We start from the raw sequence: 16,161 nt of genomic DNA, 5'->3' as shown, positions 1-16,161 counted from the left end.
CACGGCATCCAGGAAAATAAAGCCATATTAGACTTATTTTAGAATCTTTTTATGATATTATAAGCTGGATTCCGTGGTCGTAGCCACGGAATGACAGAATTTTTACCTCTTTATTTAAACGTTCGTACAGTAGTGGGTCAAGCCACGGTATGACAATTTTAAGCGATTTTAACCATCTACGCAACAATGCCGCGCGGGGAATGACATCAAAAATTTGAGCCATGCAACAACGCCCCATCTATGCAGGAATGACCTTGTCGGGTAAATAAATGTCAAAAAAAATAGCTATTATTCTTTTCAATTTAGGCGGACCGGATAGTTTAAAATCGGTAAAACCGTTTTTATTTAATTTATTTTACGATAAGGCAATTATTAACCTGCCGAACCCTTGGCGTTTTGTCATCGCTAAAATAATTTCTATCACGAGAAATAAAAAATCTCAAAAAATCTATTCGTTAATCGGTAATAAGTCGCCTTTACTAGCTGAAACGGAAGCGCAGAAATTAGCCTTAACTAAGGAACTGCAAAAAACTATAAAAGAAGATTTCAGTATTTTTATAGCTATGCGTTATTTTTCACCGACATCAACGGAAGTAATTAAGCAAATAGAAAAATATGAGCCGTCAGAGATAATTTTATTACCGTTATATCCACAATTTTCAGCTACTACTATCGGCTCGTCGGTTAAAGATTTTATAAATAATTTCAACGGCAATATTCCGATAAAAACGATTTGTTGTTACCCAAGGCAAGCAGATTTCATAAAAGCGCATGTTTCATTAATCAAAAAATATTTAGCAGATAAAGATAATTGTCGTATAATATTTTCGGCACATGGCTTGCCGGAAAAAATAATAACGGCAGGCGATCCTTATCAATGGCAAATAGAGGAAACCGTAAGGTTGGTAGTAAAGGAGTTAAATATCGATAATTTGGATTATAAAGTAACTTATCAAAGCAAAGTAGGACCGGTAGAGTGGTTAAAACCCAATACCGAAGATGAAATAGAGATAGCCGGAACGGTAAAAAAAAATTTAATAATAGTGCCTATTGCTTTCGTCTCCGAACATGTTGAAACTTTAGTAGAGCTTGATATAGAATATAAATTAATTGCAGATAAATACGGAATCGCTTATACTCGCATACCGACACTTAGAGTAAATAAAATTTTTATTAATGGCTTAGCAAAAATAGTATTAGGATTAATTAATATTAAAGCTGATGAAAAAGGTAATAATTTAATAGTAAGTGCTGAAGGTAAAAGAATATGTCCCCCCAAATTTACAATGTGTTTGTGTAAGAAATAATATTAGAAGAAAGAGCAAGAAAGAAGGAAACGGTCATTGCGAGGGGGCGTTGTTGCATGGATCGAAAATTGCCATGAAAAGGGCGTCATTCCCGCGTAGGCGGGAATCCAGAAAGTTAATAGGAGCAAATTAAATAGTAATTTATTATATAATTTTACTTATTTTAAGTATTTCTCTGGATTCCCGCCTGCGCGGGAATGACACCGAGGGCGTTTTTAACCATCCATGCAACAACACCATTGCCTCCTCGCAATGACCGTTTCAGTCTTGCCGATATTCTTCTTTTACCGATAATTATAAAAGATTTAAATAGGAAAAATGGCAAATTATTATCTATGGTTTAAAGCAATTCATCTAATATCCGCGATATGCTGGATGCTAGGGTTGTTATATTTACCACGTATGTATGTTTATCATACTAAGGTAAAAATCGGCGGGGAAGCCGATAAAATGCTGCAAGTGATGGAATTAAAGTTAATGCGGATTATCATGAATCCGACCATGATCAGCACCTTTATTTTCGGTATCATAAATGCTTATATTTACGGAATAGTTGCGTTAGGTGTTTGGTTTCATGTTAAAATGCTAGCAGTTGTAATTTTAGTTATTTTTCATGGGTTACTTGCCAGATGGCGTAAAGATTTTGCAACCGGCAAAAACACCCATTCCGAAAAATTTTATCGTCTTGTTAACGAGATTCCCACACTTTGTATGGTTGTAGCCGTCACTATGGTCATAGTGAAGCCGTTTGAGTAGAGTTCTATCCAAAACTCTACTTGTGGGGGTAATTTATACGTCGATCCGGGGCTTGATCCCGGCATCCGGAAAATAAAGCCTTAAATAAATTCAGGATGACTTTTTTGTTTTTTCTGGATTCCCGCTTTTAGCTAGAATGACATACTGCTACTTTTATCAGCCGTCGTAGCCACGGAATGACAACCTACCTTAAAATCATCACCTTTCCTTCTCAACTTTGTTGCAAATTTACAGTTCGTTAAATTTTTATCAGATGCCTAACTAGTTATTTATTCAACTTATAAGACAAAAATGCTTTTATATTTTGATTGATCAAAATAAATAAATAATCAATTTATAAGGCATAGATTAGTTATGTTACCTAACAATAACAATAACAGCAACAGCAACAATAATAATAACGACAGCAGCAATAGTTTGTTAAATAGTATTATTAACCTCTCTACTGGTCTTTTTAGCTCCAGCCCCCCACCGCAAAAGCGTTCTGCTGATTTCGCAGACATATTAAGGAAGTATTATTCTACTCCTGATTCTTTGAACAAGCTATCAAACATATTAACGGAATATTATTCCGAGAAGATAAATAAAAAAGAAATATTAGAATTAAATAAAAAAAATTTATCAGAATTAAAAGAGCGAGTAAAATTAGATGAAAAAGAATTATCGGAATTAAATGCACTATCAGAATTAGATGAAAAAGAATTATTGAAATTAAAAAAAGAACTATCAGAATTTCGTTTGAGACACATATTAGAAACTAAGAGTCTTAATAAAGAATTATGTCGTGAAGATGATAAGGATCCAATGCGCTTTGTTTATTCCTCTAATACTCCATTTTCTGAGTCTGATATTGAAAAAATAAATCAAAAAGAACGGTCGGAAATTATTCTAGAATGGACCAAAAAGCACGCAACAGCTATAGATGCAAAAATTATCCTAGAATGGATTGAAAAAAACGTAAAGTGGCGTGATGACATAAAGTGGTTAGAGGATGGAGAGGTAGTACCTTCTATTTATCCTTTACTTAATATTAACGTCCTAAGTATTGCTAATACTTTTTTTAATGATGATCATATTTTAAAGTTAGCAAACTGGCTTAGAAATAATACCACAATTATAGATTTGAGGTTAACAAGAATCGGTTTAGATAATAAGAAAGCAATAACTTTAGCGGAAATATTTAGGACTAATAAAACAATAAAAACGGTTGAGCTTAGAGATAACGGCCACCTAACAGAAGAAGGGATAAAAACTTTATTAAAAATAAGAGAATTTAACAAATCAGTAGAAGGGATTTTTATTGGTGGGGGACCAACAGGAGTCAATATTTTTAAAGCAGCCGTTGAAAAAGAGCGGATAGAATATATGGGAGATAAAGAACTTTCAGACAAATTAGAAATATTAAATTCACAAGAGCCGGAAAATAGCCCGGTTAAAACAATATTAAATTCAATGATCCGTGGAGGTAATGAAATAAAAGGAAATTATGAAAAGTTTTCGATGCTTTTTGGAGGGGAACGTGCCGGTAAAAGTATCTTTGCTAGCTTTCTAACAGGAAAACAATTAGTAATATTGAATGATGAATCTGCCGGGGCTTTTAAAATAGTTGATCTCCAAGCAAGGGAGGATAATTTTGGTCCCATTAAAACTCCAACTAAATTTACGGGGGGAGATATAATTATTGAGTGTCCGGGGATCGGAGATACCGAAGTAAAAAGTATCGAGCAGATAATTACTGCTCAGTATTATATTTGGCAAACATTTAATAATGCAATTAAGCCGCAATTAAAGTTATATAAGTTTTTACTTACTATTTATGATTCACCTAGGAATGATAGTATTATTACTGCTTTAATTAAGCAGTTTGCCGAGATTTTTAAAGATGAAAATGAAAATATTTGGCGGGAGAATATTAAAAAATTAGAAAATAGCGTATCGTTAACGGTAACTCATGCGGATGAAAAAAGAGAAGAGAAACATATACAAACTATCCTTGACAGGTATATAAGAAACAATGAAAAAGAATATCATAAAGATATAGGAACATATATAGGAACATTTTTAAAAAAATCCGTGAATATTTTTCGTAAGCCGACTGATAATAACAACCCAATCTCCAACTTAGTAAATACGAAGAATTTAAAATTAGATTTTGTTGCAACTAAAGAAGGTGATTCATATCTAACAATTATCCCCGGATCATTAGAATTAGTAAAACAATTACATCAGCAAACATGTAATAATATTTTTATAATAGGCAAAATTATATTAAATTTTTTTAATAGTAACTTTGCAAACTTAACTGATCCTTATAAATCTTCATATTCACTTAATTTACATCACCCATTAGAGGAAACGGCATTTTCTATATATTCGCCTCTTTTAACTTCATGCTTGCCTCCTAAGCCTATTTTACATGAAAATCATGAAGATGTAGGGGATAAATCTTATTTTCCGGCGTTAAAGGAAATAATACAGCTCAGAGAAGTAGCTGGTAATAATGGATTTATAGACAGTGTGAATATTTTAATTCGATACTTAACAATTATAAGAGATTTTTTCGGAAAAGAAAAAATTCATGAAAAAAGTGATGCAGAAATATTAGAATTTAAAAATCAAATGAATAACTATATTCACATTTTAGAGCAGCAAGCCAATTTTTTAATATTTTTTGAAAAGTTAGGCAATGGAAAGTTGGGCGACATCGACATAATAAACTCGACAAATTTATTTAAGAAAATATCTGGGGGCAGAGATACTGATATAACTATCGAGATTCGTGAGACTATAGAGGAAATGCTTATTCCGGCCATTAAATGTATTAAGCTAAAGCCGTATCACCCCGTAGAGTATTATCAGGAAGCCTTGCATTGGATAGCAAAATATCGGGAGCTTACAAATGACGCGCGTGGGAAAATAGTCAAGAAGGAAAGTAAAATCCACTATAAAATAGGATTAATATACGTTAAAGATGCAGACGAGGCTAGTAAGCGGAAGGAAATTATAGAACAGGTAGAAAAAGATTTAAGTCAGGTAGGATTAGGCTTAGAGAATGTGGTTAAGGATAAAAAAAATATACAGGAGCTAGAACAAGCTGTAAATCAGAGGATGCAATTAAGTTTGGAAAAGCTGATTGAGATGAAGAAATCTATGGAATTTATGGAAGAACGTTATGGAGGTCTAAGTGCATTAAAGTTAGGAAATATAGAGGTGATGGAGAGGATGATTATGGATAAAGAAAATATAGAAGGAATAAAACAAGATTTAGGTAAAATGGGATTAAGTTTAGTGAATGTGATTAAGCAGAAGGAAGTTATAGAGAGGACAGAACAAGCTTTAAATCAGATGGGATTAAGTTTAGAGGATATAATTAGGGATAAAAATCTAAATATAGACCGGATAAATAAATATTGGAGTAAGGCAGGAGTAAGTTTTGTACTCTCTATCGACCATTATCCTGAGCGTGATAAAGCATACAAAGCATTATGTGATTTATTGTGTAAATTAAAAAATGAAGATGTACTAAACTATGCGATAAAATATTATAAGCTTATTAATAATGATACAGGAGTAAATCAGGCCTTTTCACTCTTAGAAGAATTATTCCAAAATAACCTTAACAATTTAAAAGCATCATTAGAAAAGCATTGTAATATTTTAGCAAATTCCTTTAATAATAAAGGCATAATAGCTAGTGGAGATGAAATAGAAAGACTTGCTGCTGAATGTAAAGAAATAGCCCTTAAAATAATAGACCTTAAAATACGCCAAGGTGACTATGAAGTTGAGAGGGGGGAAACCCAACCTGCTAGAAAGGATTATCAGATAGCAACAGAATTAGCGGCTGAGGAAAGTGATGAGGGAAAACTAAGTGATATAAGATTCAAAAAGCATAACAGTCATCAAGTAGATATAGAAGCAGGCAAACAAGATAATAGCTTTATTAAAGCAAGCTATGAAAAAATAAAAACAGCCAAGAATTGGGATGCTTCAAAAATTAATAAAGAATTACTCTTAGAAGACTTACAAATAATCGATAATATAATAAAAGAATATTTTCCTTATAACGATGCTGCTGAAAACCCTCCGCCTGGCAACAATAATTTAGCCGGCAATGGCAATCCGCCAGTCCCTTTAGATGTTGTTGAAAATCGGCAGCAAGGAGGTGATAATGCAAATGCTGTTGTCGAAAATCCGCAGCAAGGAGGTGATAATGCAAATGCTGTTGTCGAAAATCCGCAGCAAGGAGGTGATAATGCAAATGCTGTTGTCGAAAATCCGCAGCAAGGAGGTGATAATGCAAATGCTGTTGTCGAAAATCGGCAGCAAGGAGGTGATAATGCAAATGCTGTTGTTGAAAATCCGCAGTTAGGAGGTGATAATGCAAATGCTGTTGTTGAAAATCCGCAGTTAGGAGGTGATAATGCAAATGCTGTTGTCGAAAATCGGCAGCTAGGAGGTGATAATGCAAATGCTGTTGTCGAAAATCCGCAGCAAGGAGGTGATAATGCAAATGTTGTTGTCGAAAATCCGCAGCTAAGAGGTGATAATGCAAATGCTGTTGTCGAAAATCGGCAGCTAGGAGGTGATAATGCAAATGCTGTTGTTGAAAATCGGCAGCAAGGAGGTGATAATGCAAATGCTGTTGTCGAAAATCCGCAGTTAGGAGGTGATAATGCAAATGCTGTTGTCGAAAATCCGCAGCAAGGAGGTGATAATGCAAATGCTGTTGTTGAAAACCCTCCGCCGGGCGGCAATAATTTAGATGTTAACGGTAATCCACTTGCTCCTTTTTATGTTGGTGAAATAGAGATAAGGGAAGGCGACGATGTGGAACTAGTAGGGCAGCCGTAGTTAATCCTAACTAGCTGTTTAGGCAACAAATATTCAATTATTTCAGGTCATGCTTTCAGGCAATATTGACACGAATTTAGGATAAGAACTTATCCTTATTTCTATCAGTATTAGGATAAGATTTTTTGAAAATCTTATCCTAAACCGGCGTTATTGGGGATTAATTTTTTGAGCTAGTCGGTCAAAATAAATAATCAATTTATAAGGCTATAGTTATGTTTGGGTTTAGTTATTTTTTCTCGTCACAAAAGCGACCTACTATTCCTCCTTTGAAAACAATATTAGAGAAGTATTTTTCTACTCATCCGGGTGAAGGAGAACCCTTAGAATTTAATTTCACGAAAATATTAGATGAACCGTTAAGTGAATATTTTACTGCTATAAATAAAGAGAAACCTAAAGAATTTGAAATATTACACGATGAACGTCCTGAGGTTGCAGTAGTTATTGATCCGATACATAATAAAAATGATATTTTATTTGTTAATGTAAGTGCTATTTTAGAATGGATTGAAGATAATGCAAAGTGGATAGATGATATAAGGTGGGTGAGTAAGGGGATAGAAAGTTGCCAAATATTGCCTCTCTCTTTATTTAACATTTATAAGCTTGATCTTAGTGGGATATTTTTTGATTGTGATAATATTTTAAGGTTAGCAAACTGGCTGAGAAATAATAAAACAGTTTTACAGCTAAATTTAACAAGAACCGATTTAAATGATAAGAAGATAATAACTTTAGCAGATATATTTAATATTAACAAAACTATGAAAATAGTACATCTCGGAGATAACAAAGGGATAAAAGAGGAAGGGGTAAAAACTTTATTAGAAATAAGGAATTTTAACGAATCAGTAACAGATATTTATGTATCACTAACAACTATTTTTGCTAGTTGGGAAAATAGAGCTTGGAATATTTTTGATTGTAAAGACAAAGCCCTAGAATACCTCGAAGATGAAGAGCTTAACCAAAAATTAACACATTTAAGAAATATAAAACTTGCCGAAGATTTTCCTAGGCTAGACTTCACAAAACCGCAAGGACTAATTCCTGAAAATGATAATATTTTTATAATAGGCAAAATTATATTAAATTTTTTTAATAGTAACTTTGCAAACTTAACTAATCCTTATAAGTCTTTATATCATCTTGACTTACATCACAAATTGGAGACAACAGCATTTTCTAAATATGAGCCTCTTTTAAAAGATTGCTTTTCTATGCCTATTTTATATGGAAATAATGAGGCTGTAGGTGAAAAATCTTATTTTCCGGCGTTAAAGGAAATAATAAAGCTTAGAGAGGTAAGTATTGCTAAGGATAATAAAGATGAAGTGAATATTTTAATTCAATATTTAAAGGTTATAAAAGGTTTTTTTGGTAATGAAAAAAATCAAATGGATAATTATATCCACATTTTAGAGCAGCAAGCCGATTTTCTAAAAATTTTTGAAAAATTAGCCGAAAGAGTGCCGGTAAATCCATTTGAGAAAATAGTAGAAGATATTAGGCTTACTATAGAAAAAATGCTTATCCCGGCCATTAAATGTATTAAGCTAAAGCCGTATCATCCCTTAGAGTATTATCAAGAAGCCTTGCATTGGATAGCAAAATATCGGGAGTTTACAAATATAAATGAGGGGGGAATAAAAAAGAATTTAAGTGAAGCCCATTATAATATAGGGTTAAGAAACGTTGAAAAAGCAGAGAAGATGGTTAATTCGGAAGAGCAAGAGCAAAAAAATAAATATTTAAAGGAGGCGGCATTAAGTTTTTACAACTCTATCCACGATAATTGTGAGTTTTTTAAAATATATAAAGCATTAGGTAATTTATTATGTAAATTAAAAAATGGAGAGGCACTAGTCGATGCAATAAAATATTATGACGCCATTGATTATGAGACGGGAGTAGAGAATTGCTTTTTACTCTTAGAAGAATTAACAGAAAATAATAACAATAAAATAAATATACTCCTTAAAATATTCCAAGGTTATCATTCAGCCCATGCAGTCCAGAAAGGGCAAACCCAATTCGCTAGACAGCATTATCAGAAGGCAAAAGATTTAACAGCGATTGAAAAAAATAATAAAACAGAACAAAATAATATAGAATTACAAATTTTGGCCACTAAGCAATTAGATATAAAAGTCCGCGAACCGGATAATAGCTTTGTTAAAGCAAGCTATCAAGACTTTAGAACCCCTAAGGATTGGAATTCTGGAAAAATTACCCTTAGAAAATTAGAAACACCCGCAATAATAGAAAAATATTTTCCTTGTAAAGATGATGATCGGCAAGTTGGTGGCATTGGGGAGCGAGTCGATGATCCGGACGCTGCTGAAAATCCTCAGCCGGCCCCTTTAAATATAAATAACCCCTTACCATACCAAGGCGGTCAGCAATGGGCCTGGTTAGATGTTAATACAATTCAAGAAAAGATAGATGAAGCCGTAATTTTAAATAATAATGATGATGAAATTTTTTATGAATTTTATGAAGTAGAACATTTAGGATAGACTAATGATTAACTATACAGCGGCGTTTATTATCTTGAGTTATTTGTAGGTTAATCCTAACTAGGGATTTAGGGAGTAAATGCTCAATTATTTCAGGCCATTCTATTAGGCATAAATTGCCCTGCAAGGCATCTTCTATACCGAGTTCATAAATTTCTGCCGGTGATTTTAATCGGTAAAGATCAAAGTGATAGATCGTAAAATTTGTCGCTTGATAAGTTTGGAGAATATTGAAAGTCGGGCTAATAATTTCGGTATTAGAACCGCAAAAATATTTAATAATTTCCCTGCATAGAAAGGTTTTGCCGGAACCGAGATCACCGGTAAATAGCACAACGCTACCTGCACTTAATTTTTGAGCTAAAATTTTAGCAAAATTTTTAGACTCTTCTTCGTTATTTAGTAATGTTTCGTGGTTTAGCATAATGGAGTTGTTGTATGGATTAGGAATTTCTCAAAGAAGATGTCATTCTCGTTACTTCCTATGTCATTCCCGCGCAGGCGGCAATCCGGAAAAAACAAAAAAGTCATCCTGAATTTATTTCAGGATCTACTAAAAGGATGCTGAAACAAGTTCAGCATGACAAAGCTAGAAAGCCTGGATTCCGCACCTAAAGCAGGAATGACATACTGCTGCTTTTATCGATCCACGCAACAGCACTGACGTTTGAGTAGCTTTACCTCTACGCTACCAGCTTCTCACGCAATACTTCTACTAATTTATTAATTGCCTCGGCGGGGTTTATATTTTCAAGAATAGCCAGCTCACCGGCGAGTCTATTTAATGCAGATTCGTAAAGGGTTCTTTCACTGTAAGAACGATCATTATCGACATTTTTGTGGAGATCACGCAATACTTCGGCAACAGCAACAATATTTCCGGAGTTAATTTTACTTTCATATTCTTGTGCTCTTCTACTCCACATTCTATTGCCTTGTTTAGCTTTACCTTGCAGGGTGGAATATATTACATCGAGATCTTTTTTGCTTGCAACCGCTCTAAGACCGACAACGACCGCTCTGCTAACAGGAACTTTTAGCGTCATTTTATCTTGCGGGAAAGAAATTACGTAAACTTTAATTTCCGTACCGGCTAAAGTATGAAATTCTATATTTATTATTTCTCCTACTCCGTGAGCCGGGTATACAATTCTTTGTCCTATTTTAAACTCAGATTGCGTTGACATATTTTTAATTCCTCCGTAAAATATTTAGACTATCCTAGGTAAATGGCTAAAACTTAGTATAGCACATTTTACTATAGTTAGAAAGAACTAAGTTTTACTATTATAATGCGGCTTCCGAAGGTATTTACAAGATATCGGTGCTAACAAAGAAAAAATTAATTTTATACAGAAGTTTATTTATTATTGTAATTACATTAATAAAATCCTATTGTGTTTTATTAATAATGTAAGGTTAAATAGTCTGATTTAGTCAAACATTTCGGATGTTAAATCCGTGTAGGTGAGAAGACGTTGTTGCGTGGATACTAGAATCGTCATTGCAACAACGCCTAAAAATACCGATTTGCATTAACTAAAACTAATATTAATTAAAAAATAAATATCATGTATAATATTTTTATTGCGATAATATTTTTATTGTTTTTAAGCTCTTGTTCTGAAGACAAAGTAAAAGATCAAGAGGAAAAACCGGAGCAAGTCGTAACAGAAAATAACGACGCCCTATTAGAAGAAACAGAAAATCCTACCGGCACCGAGTCTATAACCGTGCAAACTAACTTAGAAGAAAACCGGGCGGAAACGGTTGTGCCTGAAGAAAATATTAATCAAGATTCGGCGGTGCAAGAGCAAGATAAGCAAAAAAATGAAACGGTAACAAATTCTAGCGCTGCCTTGATAGAATCTTCCGTAACTTTTAACGTAGGCAAAAACGATATCGTTCTTGGAAATAAAGAATCAAAAGTGGTTATGGTAGAATATTTTTCTCCTACTTGCCCGCATTGTGCTTATTACCACACGGCAGCTTTTCCGGAAATTAAGAAAAAATATATTGATACTAATAAAATAGCTTATGTTATTCGGGAATTTATTAGTAATAAACAAGATTTGGATGCAGCAATTTTAGCTCGTTGCAAAGGTGATATAGATAGCTTTTTACAATTTCATAAAGTAATATTAGAGCAGCAAGATAAATGGGCATATAGTAATAAATATCGTGACCTGTTAACAAATATCGGGCAAATAGGCGGTATTTCTCCTGAAGTCTATCAACAATGTTTAAGTAACGATAAAATTACGGAGATATTGCTTGCTAATACTAATTTTGTAGCAAAAGCTCCAAAATTTATCGGTACCCCGTCATTTTTTGTTAACGGTGTGCAGATTGAGCAAGGATATACTATTAATAATATTTCGGTGGCTATAGATAAAGCTTTAGAGAAAGATGAAGTTAAAATTTAGTGACCTAGGAAATAGCGGTCAAAAAATTAATGGATCAGGAAAAATTAAAAAATATTCAAAAAAGAATAAAAGAATTTAAAGCAACAGAGAATTCTAATTTAAAGTCAAAGCAAGAAATTAATGCATTTACTATAGGCGTAGATTTAGTTGCCGGAACAATGGTCGGCGTGTTTATCGGCATAACGATCGATAAATTATTTAATTCCAAACCGTTATTTCTTATATTATGTATGATAATAGGAATTATTGCCGGCTTTAATATAATTCGGCAAAAATTAAAAATAACCAATAAAAGATGACACACAGTCCTTTAGTCCAATTTAACGTAAAAAAATTGATCGAAATCCAATTGTCGGGTATCGATATTAGTTTTACTAATTCAAGCGGCTATATGCTATTAGCCGTTATTTTAGCTTTGACTTATTTTTACGTAGCTTTACAAAAAAAACAAGTAATTCCTTCAAGGCTGCAGGCAAGTGCTGAAATGATCTATAATTTGGTTACCGGTATGCTAAGTCAGAATGTCGGAGCAAAGGGGCGTAAATTCATCCCGTTAATTTTCAGTTTATTTATATTTATTTTATTTTGCAATTTGTTAGGTATGATTCCCTACGGGTTTACCGTTACTAGCCATATCTCAATAACTTTTGCCTTGGCAATTATGGTTTTTTTAACGGTAACAATTGTCGGTTTTTATAATTACGGGCTGCATTTTTTGACCGTTTTTTTACCGCGTGGAACTCCCTTATGGCTTGCTCCCTTAATGATAATAATTGAATTATTTACTTATCTTGCAAGACCGCTAAGTTTATCATTGCGACTTGCCGCTAATATGATGGCCGGACATATCCTATTAAAGGTAATAGCCGGCTTTACGGTTTCCCTAATGATTTACTTGAAATTTATCCCGATTCCTCTTATAGTTGTGCTAATCGGGTTTGAAATTTTTGTTGCAGTGCTTCAAGCTTATATTTTTACTATTCTTTCTTGTGTGTATCTTAATGATGCTATTAATTTACACTAATATATAGCTTCAATCATTAAGGTCTATACACTAAATTTTGCAAGACTCGTACTCACGTACTAGTTGACGGCTAGCGCAAGCTCGCTCTGAAATTTAATGTCTATACCTTAATGCTTTTTGCTATACTTCACATATATCAAGTTCTGAAATTATGGTATAATATTTATTTAATTAAAGTTGGAAATTTCTATGGATATGATCTCTTTAAAATATATAGGTGTCGGGTTTATGGCTATCGGTATGTTTGGAGCGGCACTCGGTGTGAGTAATATATTTAGCTCACTACTAAGTTCGATAGCTCGAAACCCTTCGGCTTCCGAACAACTCCAAAGAATGGCATTAATCGGTGCCGGACTTGCGGAAGCGATGGGACTGTTTTCTTTCGTGATTGCTATGTTGCTGATATTTTCTTGATATATAATTGTTACGTGGATACCAAAACGTCATTGCGAGGAGGGGCGTAGTCCCGACGTGGCAATCTAGTTGAATATATTAGAATATTAAACAAGTTTAGTATTCTAATTAAATCCCTCATTGATAGCCTAGATTGCCACAGCCACTTTGTGGCTTCGCAATGACGGATTTCACTTAAAACCAATCCTTCATTTACGAGCAACACATGCCGCAATTTGATCTTACTAACTATTATTCACAAATTTTTTGGCTAATTGTTACTTTCAGTTTGCTATATATTGTTGCTTATAAGTTTATAGTGCCTGTTGCTGAGAAAATTTTAAATAATAGACAAACAAATATTCAAGATAATGTAGAGCAAGCGGACAAATTAACGCTAGAAGCTGAAGAATTAAATAAGCATTATAATGAAGAATTAACTAAGATATCAGACGATATAGCATATCTGAAAAAAGAGGCTATAAATTCCTTGGAAGCTGCTTTTTTGGTAAAAAAAACTAATATGGAAAAAGAGTTAAAACAGCAGATAAAACAAAATCTTGAAGATATAAATATAGCAAATAAAGTCTTTTGGTCTAATGAAAACGACGCCGTGGCAAGTTTAGCTGCTAATATAATTAAAAAGATTACCGGTAAGCAAGCTGATATAAATTTACTAAAGAAAAAATAATATATGCATTTTCTAGATGAAAGCTTTTGGCTTGCGATTAGTTTTATACTTTTTTTATATTTACTTTACCGACCGATAAAAAAAGTGATTTTGAACTCCTTAGATGCAAAAATTTTAGAAGTTCAGGAAAAAGTTTTAAAAGCCGAAAAGCTAAAAGATGATGCTGTTTTGTTATTTGAGCAAACTAGGAAACAACTAGAAATATTAGAAGTTTTACGTAATCAAATGCTGCAAGAAGGGCAAAAACATACCGAAGAAATAGTTAAAGAAAAAAATAAGGAAATTGAAGAATTTTTAGAACGTAAAAAAATAGAAGTTGTTAAGTTAATCGAAAATCAGAAAAACCAAGCAAGTCAAACTTTACAAATCGAATTTTGTGACCAAGTAATAGAATTAGTTTTAGCTTATTTTCAATCATCAAAAAGTACCGACTTTTTAGATAGTGATATTGCTAAAAATCTAATGAATAATCAAATTAAAAATCCCGATAATAAATATAATTAGTTGTTGATGTTGTTGTAGAGACATAAGTTTAGCATCTTTGATTAACCTCTAATATGTCATTCTAGCTAAAAGCGTATGGGTGTCAACTTAAGTGATAAAGGTCCATAAGTCCGTCATTGCGAGGAGCCGTAGGCGACGTAGCAATCCAGGTATGCTAAACTTGCCATCTTATAAATTTTTTTGGCATTCTAATTTAAATCCCTCATTACATTCGAGATAGCCTGGATTGCCACGTTGGCACTTTGTGCCTCCTCGCAATGACGTTTGGGGTATCCACGCAAGAACCTATCCGGTGTTGTTGCATGGATGGTTAAAAACGTTTTCGGTGTCATTCTAGCTAAAAGCGGGAATCCAGGAAATATTTTTAAGTCATCCTGAATTTATTTCAGGATCTACTAAAAAAGATGCGCAAAACTTGTTCAGCATGACAATAAAAAGTCTGGATTCCCGCCTACGCGGGAATGACATACGGCACTTTTTTCGAGCCATGCAACAACGCCTAAAACTACACGCCATGACGCTCTACAATCAAACTTTTTATTTCTGCAATGGCTTTAGCGGGGTTTAAGCCTTTCGGGCAGGTTTTTGTACAATTCATAATTGTATGACAGCGGTAAAGTTTAAACGGGTCTTCTAAATCGTCAAGTCGCTCGCCGGTATGATCGTCTCTAGAATCAGCAATCCATCTATAAGCTTGGAGTAGAATAGCCGGACCTAAATATTTATCGCCGTTCCACCAATAGCTAGGGCAAGCAGTAGAGCAACAGGCGCATAATATACATTCATATAAGCCGTCAAGTTTCTCTCTATCTTTCAGAGATTGTAACCGTTCGCTATTGGAAGGAGGCGGGCTATCAGCTTTAAGCCACGGTTCTATAGATTCATATTGGGCATAAAAATGCGACATGTCAGGTACTAAATCTTTTACTATTTTCATGTGAGGAAGCGGATAGATCTTAATATCACCTGATATGTCTTCTATCGGCTTGATGCAAGCTAAAGTATTGGTCCCGTCTATATTCATAGCGCAACTGCCGCAAATTCCTTCTCGACAAGAACGCCTAAATGTTAAAGTAGAATCTATTTCATTTTTGATTTTTATTAAGATATCTAAAACCATCGGACCGGTTTTGGTTAAATCTATCTCATAACTGTCCATACTCGGATTCTGACCTGAATCCGGATCGTATCGGTAAATTTTAACTGTGCGCGGCTGTTTTGCCGTAGCAGTTGCTTTATGCACTTTGCCGCTTCGTACAACAGAATTCGGCGGTAATCTTAACTCTGCCATAATTACCTTTTAAATATAGATTTATTCGTGTGGATAGTCAACGCCCTCGATGTCATTCTAGCTAAAGGCGGGAATCTAGACAAAATAGTCATCCTGAATTTATTTCAGGAGCTACTATTTAAGAGATGCTGAAACAAGTTCAGCATGACAAAGGAAAGTCTGGATTCCCGCCTTTAGCTAGAATGACATCGAAAATTCGAGCTATGCAACAACACCCATGGCATTATTGCGTGAATACCGGAAGCGTCATTGAGCGACCAAAAGCCTTGTTGCATGGCTCGAAAATTAATAAAAAAACTCGTCATGGCGAGGAGGCACAAAGTACCGACGTGGCAATCCAGGCTATCCCGAATGTAATGAGGGATTTAAATTAGAATGCCAAAAAATTTATAT

19 protein-coding genes are annotated in these 16,161 nt (G+C 33.9%); 12 read left to right on the top strand and 7 right to left on the bottom strand.

Going from position 1 to position 16,161, the window contains the following annotated elements; translation table 11 throughout:
- Positions 1-49 precede the first annotated feature (49 nt).
- Positions 50-223 (bottom strand): hypothetical protein, encoded by a 174-nt coding sequence (locus AAHM91_RS10045; RefSeq protein ID WP_342270674.1) that lies wholly within the window; start codon positions 221-223, stop codon positions 50-52.
- A 46-nt stretch (positions 224-269) separates the two neighbouring features.
- Here AAHM91_RS10045 and hemH point away from each other — a divergent pair, with 46 nt between their 5' ends.
- Together hemH and AAHM91_RS10035 are read left to right on the top strand one after the other, a co-directional pair.
- Positions 270-1,307, top strand: a complete 1,038-nt coding sequence (hemH, locus tag AAHM91_RS10040) for a ferrochelatase (protein WP_342270673.1) — start codon at positions 270-272, stop codon at positions 1,305-1,307.
- Positions 1,249-1,440, top strand: coding sequence for a hypothetical protein (locus tag AAHM91_RS10035; RefSeq protein ID WP_342270672.1), 192 nt, complete (start codon positions 1,249-1,251; stop codon positions 1,438-1,440). The genes hemH and AAHM91_RS10035 overlap by 59 nt, the downstream gene beginning before the upstream one ends.
- Before the next feature lie 30 nt (positions 1,441-1,470).
- On the opposite strand, the gene AAHM91_RS10030 is transcribed toward AAHM91_RS10035, so the two are convergent.
- Positions 1,471-1,632: a hypothetical protein gene (locus tag AAHM91_RS10030; protein WP_341793488.1), complete on the bottom strand. Its 162-nt coding sequence runs from the start codon at positions 1,630-1,632 to the stop codon at positions 1,471-1,473.
- Between AAHM91_RS10030 and hemJ the strand changes: the two genes are divergently transcribed.
- From hemJ to AAHM91_RS10015, 3 genes are all read left to right on the top strand, one after another.
- The gene (hemJ, locus tag AAHM91_RS10025) at positions 1,626-2,063 is read left to right on the top strand and encodes a protoporphyrinogen oxidase HemJ (RefSeq protein WP_253308178.1); all 438 of its coding nucleotides are present in this window, start codon (positions 1,626-1,628) and stop codon (positions 2,061-2,063) included. The genes AAHM91_RS10030 and hemJ overlap by 7 nt on opposite strands.
- A 354-nt stretch (positions 2,064-2,417) precedes the next feature.
- Positions 2,418-6,917: a hypothetical protein gene (locus AAHM91_RS10020; RefSeq protein WP_342270671.1), complete on the top strand. Its 4,500-nt coding sequence runs from the start codon at positions 2,418-2,420 to the stop codon at positions 6,915-6,917.
- Between the two features lie 215 nt (positions 6,918-7,132).
- Positions 7,133-9,439 (top strand): leucine-rich repeat domain-containing protein, encoded by a 2,307-nt coding sequence (locus tag AAHM91_RS10015; RefSeq protein WP_342270670.1) that lies wholly within the window; start codon positions 7,133-7,135, stop codon positions 9,437-9,439.
- Between the two features lies 1 nt (position 9,440).
- Here AAHM91_RS10015 and tsaE read toward each other — a convergent pair whose 3' ends face one another.
- Together tsaE and AAHM91_RS10005 are read right to left on the bottom strand one after the other, a co-directional pair.
- Positions 9,441-9,863 (bottom strand): tRNA (adenosine(37)-N6)-threonylcarbamoyltransferase complex ATPase subunit type 1 TsaE, encoded by a 423-nt coding sequence (gene tsaE, locus AAHM91_RS10010; protein WP_253308175.1) that lies wholly within the window; start codon positions 9,861-9,863, stop codon positions 9,441-9,443.
- A gap of 259 nt (positions 9,864-10,122) precedes the next feature.
- Positions 10,123-10,626, bottom strand: coding sequence for a CarD family transcriptional regulator (locus AAHM91_RS10005; RefSeq protein ID WP_253308174.1), 504 nt, complete (start codon positions 10,624-10,626; stop codon positions 10,123-10,125).
- Between the two features lie 384 nt (positions 10,627-11,010).
- On the opposite strand from AAHM91_RS10005, the gene AAHM91_RS10000 reads away from it, so the two are divergent.
- The 4 genes from AAHM91_RS10000 (at position 11,011) to AAHM91_RS09985 (ending at position 13,303) form a co-directional block, all read left to right on the top strand.
- Positions 11,011-11,865: a DsbA family protein gene (locus AAHM91_RS10000; RefSeq protein ID WP_253308173.1), complete on the top strand. Its 855-nt coding sequence runs from the start codon at positions 11,011-11,013 to the stop codon at positions 11,863-11,865.
- Between the two features lie 29 nt (positions 11,866-11,894).
- Positions 11,895-12,164: an AtpZ/AtpI family protein gene (locus AAHM91_RS09995; RefSeq protein ID WP_253308172.1), complete on the top strand. Its 270-nt coding sequence runs from the start codon at positions 11,895-11,897 to the stop codon at positions 12,162-12,164.
- The gene (locus AAHM91_RS09990) at positions 12,161-12,889 is read left to right on the top strand and encodes a F0F1 ATP synthase subunit A (RefSeq protein ID WP_342270669.1); all 729 of its coding nucleotides are present in this window, start codon (positions 12,161-12,163) and stop codon (positions 12,887-12,889) included. The genes AAHM91_RS09995 and AAHM91_RS09990 overlap by 4 nt, the downstream gene beginning before the upstream one ends.
- Before the next feature lie 189 nt (positions 12,890-13,078).
- On the top strand, positions 13,079-13,303 hold the full coding sequence (locus AAHM91_RS09985; protein ID WP_253308170.1) for a F0F1 ATP synthase subunit C: 225 nt from the start codon (positions 13,079-13,081) through the stop codon (positions 13,301-13,303).
- A gap of 10 nt (positions 13,304-13,313) precedes the next feature.
- Here the strand turns inward: AAHM91_RS09985 and AAHM91_RS09980 are convergent, their stop codons facing one another.
- Positions 13,314-13,487 carry a hypothetical protein gene (locus AAHM91_RS09980; protein WP_341793496.1) on the bottom strand — a complete coding sequence of 58 codons (174 nt, stop codon included), beginning with the start codon at positions 13,485-13,487 and terminating at the stop codon, positions 13,314-13,316.
- Positions 13,488-13,508: 21 nt separating this feature from the next.
- Here AAHM91_RS09980 and AAHM91_RS09975 point away from each other — a divergent pair, with 21 nt between their 5' ends.
- The gene (locus AAHM91_RS09975) at positions 13,509-13,973 is read left to right on the top strand and encodes a F0F1 ATP synthase subunit B family protein (protein ID WP_341793497.1); all 465 of its coding nucleotides are present in this window, start codon (positions 13,509-13,511) and stop codon (positions 13,971-13,973) included.
- Positions 13,974-13,976: 3 nt separating this feature from the next.
- On the top strand, positions 13,977-14,477 hold the full coding sequence (locus tag AAHM91_RS09970) for a F0F1 ATP synthase subunit B family protein (protein WP_253308168.1): 501 nt from the start codon (positions 13,977-13,979) through the stop codon (positions 14,475-14,477).
- Positions 14,478-14,665: 188 nt separating this feature from the next.
- Here AAHM91_RS09970 and AAHM91_RS09965 read toward each other — a convergent pair whose 3' ends face one another.
- Both AAHM91_RS09965 and AAHM91_RS09960 read right to left on the bottom strand, forming a co-directional pair.
- Positions 14,666-14,809 (bottom strand): hypothetical protein, encoded by a 144-nt coding sequence (locus AAHM91_RS09965; protein ID WP_342270668.1) that lies wholly within the window; start codon positions 14,807-14,809, stop codon positions 14,666-14,668.
- 173 nt (positions 14,810-14,982) lie between these two features.
- Entirely contained in the window at positions 14,983-15,768 is a 786-nt protein-coding gene (locus AAHM91_RS09960) for a succinate dehydrogenase iron-sulfur subunit (RefSeq protein WP_342270667.1), read from the bottom strand.
- A gap of 125 nt (positions 15,769-15,893) precedes the next feature.
- Here AAHM91_RS09960 and AAHM91_RS09955 point away from each other — a divergent pair, with 125 nt between their 5' ends.
- Positions 15,894-16,142, top strand: coding sequence for a hypothetical protein (locus tag AAHM91_RS09955; protein WP_342270666.1), 249 nt, complete (start codon positions 15,894-15,896; stop codon positions 16,140-16,142).
- Positions 16,143-16,161 lie beyond the last annotated feature (19 nt).

The organism is Rickettsia endosymbiont of Orchestes rusci (genome assembly GCF_964030945.1).
GTDB lineage: Bacteria > Pseudomonadota > Alphaproteobacteria > Rickettsiales > Rickettsiaceae > Rickettsia.
The sequence above is the reverse complement of the archived record's forward strand: the minus strand, read 5'-3'. Positions and strand labels throughout refer to the sequence as shown.